Raw genomic sequence first — 6,000 nt, forward strand, 5'->3', positions numbered from 1 at the left:
GAGTGCCGCGCACCACAGTCGGGTGATGTGCGTCACCCTCGTCCCCGGGCTCGTGCGCGCGTCTCCTAGGGTGGGCCTGAGTGACTTCCTTCGACTCCTCCCCCACGCTCACCGCCTGGCGCGCCCTGCTCGCCGTGGCGGTCGTGTTCGTGATGCTGGCGACGACCGGCTGGACCGCCGTGCGCCACCACCCCACGTCCGAGCCCCGCGCCGCCGCACTCGCTTCCTGGGCCAAGGGGTCGATGGCGGGGCGCCCGCTGCCCCCGCCCGACGCGCCCGCGTCCACCCTGGCGCGTTTCTTCGCCGCGCTCACCGAGGCCCAGCGCGCCGATCTGGCGCATACCTATCCCCTGGTGGTGGGGAACCTGAACGGCGCCCCGGTGGCCCTGCGTTACCGGGCGAACCGGCTGGCGATCGCCCAGGCCCGCACGGTCGAACGCAGACGTGTGCACGATCCGCGGCTCTCCCCCGACGGCCGCGCCGACGCCGCGCGCCGCGCGGACCGCTTCCGCTCCATGCTCGGCACGGGCCGGCACTTCCTGGCCTTCGACCCCTCCGGGCGCGGCCACGCCGCCGAGGTGCTGGGCGATCTCGAACGGGCCGACCGGGTCTCGGTGATCGTCCCCGGCGTCGACACCAACCTGCTGACGCTGGAGCGCACCGGCCGCAAGACCAACGCCGCCCCCGTCGGCATGGCGCGGTCGCTGTACGCGGCGGAGCGCTCCGGCCACCCCGGGGTGCGCACGGCGGTGATCGCCTGGGCCGACTACACGACCCCGGCCGGGATCGGCGTGGACGCGGCCCTGGGCAACCTCGCCGAACGCGGGGCGGTCCGGCTCGAAGCACTGGTGGACGCCCTGCCCGGGGCGGGTCCCGTCTCGCTGTTCTGCCACAGCTACGGCTCCGTGCTGTGCGGGGTCGCCGCCGACGAACTGCCGGGCCGGGTAACGGACATCGCGGTCGCCGGGAGCCCCGGGATGCGCGTCGACAACGCCGGGGAACTGGACACCCGCGCCCATGTGTGGGCGATGCGGGACCGGGGCGACTGGATCGAGGACGTGCCGAACCTGGAGTTCGGCGGGCTCGGCCACGGCGCCGACCCGGTGGACCCGGGCTTCGGCGCACGGGTGGTCTCGGCGGGCGGCGCGGTCGGCCACAGCGGCTACTTCGAACCGGGCACGGAGAGCCTCGGCAACTTCGCGGCGATCGGCGCGGGCGACTACGCGTCGGTGACCTGCGCGGCGGCCGAGGGTCCCTGCCACGAACAGATTTCCGGCGCCGCACCGGTCTGACGCGCGAACATCCGCACGCACGCGCCCAGGACGGCGCACTCCGAGGGGGGACGGGACGGGCAGGTGCCGCATACGATGAGGCGCATGGGTGATGTGCTGGCCGGAATTCATGCCACCTGGGAGTTCGACACCGACTCCGTGCTCATCCGCTTCGAACGGGGAATCCGTACGCCGAGGCTCTTCCAGAGCCTCCGGGAGCGCCGCGTCCCGCACGCGGCGCTGTCGTCGGTGACGCTGACCCCGGGCAAGCGGGGCACGGTGGTGCTGCGCGCCGTCCCGAGACCCGGCGCCGACCCGCTGCTGGAGGCCGCGGCCGGTCAGCTCAAGGACGGCTGCGACCCCTACCGCCTGGTGCTCCCCGCCGAGCGCGAGACCCTCGCCGAGTACTACGCGGACGAGTTGCGGGCCCGGCTGTGCGCCGAGGCCGACGAGCCGGCGGACCGCTTCCTGGTGGCCGCGCCCCCGGCGCCGATGCAGTTCAAGGCGTATGACGGACGGGCCAGTTTCGACGGGGACCGGATCTCGTTCCGCTGGTTCTGGACGGGCGCGTCCTCGGAGAAGTGGAAGGCCGGCGACCAGACGTTTCCGGTCACCGAGCTGAGCGGCGTCGAATGGCGTTCGCCCGAGGCGTTCGAGGGTTATCTGCGGCTTCTGCCGCGTTCCGCGGAGCCGTGCCCGGCTCCGGAGGCGGTCCCCGGTTCCCTGCCCCGCGCGCCGGCCGGACCGGTGCGCGCCGCCCGCGCCGACCAGGACCCGGCGGCGGTGGTCTTCGGCCTCGGCTACGGGCCGGTGCACGAGTCGCTGCCGTTCGCCGCGGCGGTGCTGGAGTCCGTCCGCCGCAGGCAGCCCGCGCCCGTCGCGTCCCCCGCCGCGCTCTCCGCCGCCGGCCGCCGCGACCCGGCGGACATCGCGGAGCGCATACGCCACCTCGGGGAACTGCACGGGGCGGGACTGGTGACGGACGACGAGTTCCGCGCGAAGAAGGCACAACTGCTCGCGGAGCTGTGAGACACGGGGGCGGCGCGGCTGCTCGCGGAGGCGTGAGACACGGGGCGGCACGGCTTCTCGCGGAGGCGTGAGACCGCGGTATGAGGCGGAATCCCCCACCCCGGTATGACGCCGGGGGACGGCCGCGCTGCCTACCCTGAGCGGGCCATGCCGACTCCTTCCGCGCCTTCGCCGCCCCCGCGCCCCCAGCACCAGCCGCAGCCGCACCCGCACCCGCCCGCCGACGGTCTGCTCAGCGCCGCGCGCCGCAATCTGGTCGCGCTCGGCCGGGCGCTGGCCCGTCCCTCCCATCCGCCGACGCCCCCGCTGGCAGACGCCCGGCAGGCGTGGAAGCGCGCCCTTCCGTACGTGGTCGTGATGGCGCTGGGGGCGGTCCTCATCCCGGTCACGAGCGTCGTCCTGGCGAATGAGTACGGCCTGAACGGGGGCGTGCTGGCCCTGCTCGTCGTGGCCCAGGCCGGTCCCCTGCTGATGCTGGCGCACCGGCCGCTCCAGGCGTGGTGGATCGTCTTCCCGGCGCAGATCGCGGGCGCGCTGCTGGCGCTCGGCCGGGAGGAGGCGCAGGGGACGGCCTGGCCGTGGACGCCGCCGGGCGTCATCACGTACCTCTTCGTGCTGCTGGCGCTGGGCCTGCGCGAGCAGCGGCGGACGCTGATCGCGGTGTGGCTGTCGACGGCGGCTGCCGGGTTCGGCCTCTATATGACCGCCACCACCCATGGCAGCGACAACTCGATCCTGGTCCTCGTCCTCAGCGCCATCGTGCTGGTGATAGGCGCGGCGATCCGCGAACGCGGGGACGCACAGCGGCTGCTGGCCGAACAGGAGACGATCAGCGAGGGCGAGCGCGCCCGGCGCACGCTGCTGGAGGAGCGGACGAGGATCGCTCGTGAACTGCACGACGTGGTCGCCCATCACATGTCCGTGATCACGGTGCAGGCCGACTCGGCGCCGTACCGGCTGAGCGGGGTCGGTGACGAGGTCCGGGAGGAGTTCGCGTCGATCGCCGCGAGCGCGCGGGAATCGCTCGCGGAGATGCGGCGGCTGCTGGTGGTGCTGCGCAGTGACGGTACGGAGGGCGAGCGGGCGCCCCAGCCGGGGCTGGACCGCTTGCAGCAGTTGGTGGAGGCGACGGTGCGGTCCGGGCTCCCGGTGGAGCTGTCGCTGCCCGCCGGGCTGGGGAACGTTCCGCAGACCGTGGACCTGTCCGCGTACCGCATCGTGCAGGAGGGGCTGGCGAACGTGGTGCGGCACGCGCCGGGCGCCCGGACCCGGGTGTCGGTGCGTTCGGACGGTGAGCATCTGACGGTGCTGGTGGTCAACGAGCCGCCGGAGCGCACCGGTTCGACGCGCGCCCCGCTGGAGACGAGCGGCACCGGGCACGGGCTCGTCGGCATGCGCGAACGCGTACGGTTGACCGGCGGCACGCTGGACACCGGCCCGCTGCCGGACGGCGGCTTCCGGGTGGCCGCACGCCTCCCGCTGCCCCCGACGACCGCGCCCGCACCGTCCACTCCGCCCGCCTCGTCCGCATCACCCGCCCCATCCGCACCGCCTGCCCCACCCACCGCGTCCGCACCGCCTGCCCTACCGCCCGTGCCGCCCGCCCTTCCGGAGGACCCCCCGTGACCATCCGCGTGATCATCGTCGACGACCAGGCCATGGTCCGTGCGGGGTTCGCGGCGCTGCTGGCGGCGCAGGCGGACATCGACGTGGTCGGTGAGGCCCCGGACGGGCGCCAGGGCGTCGAGGTCAGCCGCCGCACCCACCCCGACGTGGTCCTGATGGACGTGCGGATGCCGGAGATGGACGGCCTGGCGGCGGCGCGCGAGCTGCTGAACCCGCCGGTGGGCGTGGAGCACACGCCGAGGGTGCTGATGCTGACCACCTTCGACGTGGACGACTACGTGTACGAGGCGCTGCGCGCCGGCGCGTCCGGCTTCCTCCTGAAGGACGCGCCCCCGGCCGACCTGATCTCGGCGGTCCGGGTGGTGGCCTCCGGCGACGCGCTCCTGGCACCCTCGGTGACCCGCCGCCTGATCGCGGACTTCGCGAAGCAGCGCCCGTCCGGGGCGACCGCCGGGGGCGCCGCGCTCCGGCTGAACGGGCTGACCCCGCGCGAGACGGAGGTCCTCGAACTGATCGCGCGGGGTCTGTCGAACCAGGAGATCGCGGGCCGGCTCGTGCTGGCCGAGCAGACCGTGAAGACCCATATCGGCCGGGTGCTGGCCAAGCTGGACCTGCGCGACCGGGCGCAGGCGGTGATCTTCGCGTACGAGGCGGGGCTCGTGGTGCCGGGCGAGGCCTGAACCGGCCCCGCTCGCACAGGGTCCTCCCGGGCGCGCAGAGGCCCTTCCCTCGCCCGGGGGCTTTCCCCCGGTACACCCCCTACCCGGGTATCACGTCGCGGTTGGCGCCCCGGTGTGACGCCCTCGCACCCGTCCTCTTCCTACCTTCCTTCCCGTCACGCCGGACGGCGTGCGGGAGCCGGCCGGGCCGGGGACGGAGGGAAGGCGGATGCGCCGTTACGCGAGGACTCTGGTCGCGGTCGCCCTGGCGACGACGGTGGTGACGGGCACGGCCGGCTGGGCGTCGGGGAACAGCCAGAGCCCGCTGACCGGTCCCCCGCCCGGCACCGCCTCGTGGCGGACCGATCGGGTGCTGGGCGAGCGGCTGCCCGACCCGGAGCGGGACACGCCCGCCGACGTGGCCCGGTTCTTCGCGGGGTTGAGCGAGGAGGAGCGGGAAACCCTGGCCCTGCGGCACCCGCTCGTCGTCGGCAATCTCGACGGCGCGCCGGTCGCCCTGCGCTACCGGGCCAACGCCCTGGCCCTGCGGGAGAGCGACGACCCCCGGTACGCCGGACTGGCCGCCGGCACCGGGCGGCAGATCCTCGCCTTCGATCCCAGGGGGCGCGGCCAGGTCGCCGAGGTCTTCGGTGATCTGGAGACGGCGGACCGGGTGTCGGTCGTGGTGCCCGGTTCGGACATCGACGCGGGGACCTTCGACCGGACGAACGATGTGTACGGGACCCCGGCCGGGATGGCCAGGTCGCTGTACGCGCGGACCGGTCCGGGCAGTGCGGTGATCGCCTGGGCCGGGTACACCACCCCGGTGGGCCTGGGTCTGGACGCGGCGACCGGTTCGCTGGCCGAGGCGGGGGCGGACCGGCTGACCCGGTTCACGGACGGACTGACGGCCGCCGGACTCCCCGACCCGGTGGTGTTCTGCCACAGCTACGGCTCGGTCGTCTGCGGTCTGGCCGCCTCCCGGCTCCACGCCACGGACCTCGTCGTCCTCGGCTCGCCCGGGATGCGCGCGAAGAACGTCGCCGCGCTGCACACGGGGGCGCGGGTGTGGGCGGCGAAGGACCCGACCGACTGGATCGACCACGTGCCGAACATCGAGTTCGCCGGTCTCGGCCACGGTCCCGACCCGACGTCCGACGGCTTCGGCGCCCGCCGGGTCCCGGCCGGGGACGCCCGGGGCCACACCGGGTACTTCGCGCCCGGGACGGAGTCCCTGACGGCGTTCGCGGAGATCGCGGAGGGGACGTACGGGTAGGGGACGTACGGGTAAGGGACGTACGGGTAGGGCCGTACGAGCGGCCCAGCGGTCGGGCCGGTAGCCGTCGGCGACCATGCCCCAGGCGATGGAACCGGCGACGAAGACCCCGCCGTACGCGGCGAGCACCCGGCCGAAC

General features: G+C 74.6%; 5 protein-coding genes and 1 pseudogene. 5 read left to right on the forward strand and 1 reads right to left on the reverse strand.

Features of this window, described 5'->3' with window-relative positions:
* The first annotated feature begins 80 nt into the window (after positions 1–80).
* The 5 genes from ACWCXC_RS21445 to ACWCXC_RS21465 all read left to right on the forward strand — a co-directional run bounded on the left by ACWCXC_RS21445 (position 81) and on the right by ACWCXC_RS21465 (position 5,861).
* The gene (locus tag ACWCXC_RS21445; protein WP_450684491.1) at positions 81–1,292 is read left to right on the forward strand and encodes an alpha/beta hydrolase; all 1,212 of its coding nucleotides are present in this window, start codon (positions 81–83) and stop codon (positions 1,290–1,292) included.
* A gap of 84 nt (positions 1,293–1,376) precedes the next feature.
* The gene (locus ACWCXC_RS21450; RefSeq protein ID WP_450684490.1) at positions 1,377–2,300 is read left to right on the forward strand and encodes a DUF4429 domain-containing protein; all 924 of its coding nucleotides are present in this window, start codon (positions 1,377–1,379) and stop codon (positions 2,298–2,300) included.
* Between the two features lie 147 nt (positions 2,301–2,447).
* Positions 2,448–3,926: a sensor histidine kinase gene (locus ACWCXC_RS21455; RefSeq protein WP_450684489.1), complete on the forward strand. Its 1,479-nt coding sequence runs from the start codon at positions 2,448–2,450 to the stop codon at positions 3,924–3,926.
* On the forward strand, positions 3,923–4,606 hold the full coding sequence (locus ACWCXC_RS21460; RefSeq protein ID WP_450684488.1) for a response regulator: 684 nt from the start codon (positions 3,923–3,925) through the stop codon (positions 4,604–4,606). The genes ACWCXC_RS21455 and ACWCXC_RS21460 overlap by 4 nt, the downstream gene beginning before the upstream one ends.
* Before the next feature lie 208 nt (positions 4,607–4,814).
* Positions 4,815–5,861, forward strand: a complete 1,047-nt coding sequence (locus ACWCXC_RS21465; protein ID WP_450890217.1) for an alpha/beta hydrolase — start codon at positions 4,815–4,817, stop codon at positions 5,859–5,861.
* Positions 5,862–5,888: 27 nt separating this feature from the next.
* Here ACWCXC_RS21465 and ACWCXC_RS21470 read toward each other — a convergent pair.
* Positions 5,889–6,000: pseudogene (locus tag ACWCXC_RS21470) on the reverse strand (YnfA family protein); the annotation flags it as partial.

This window comes from Streptomyces sp. NPDC001515 (genome assembly GCF_053597115.1).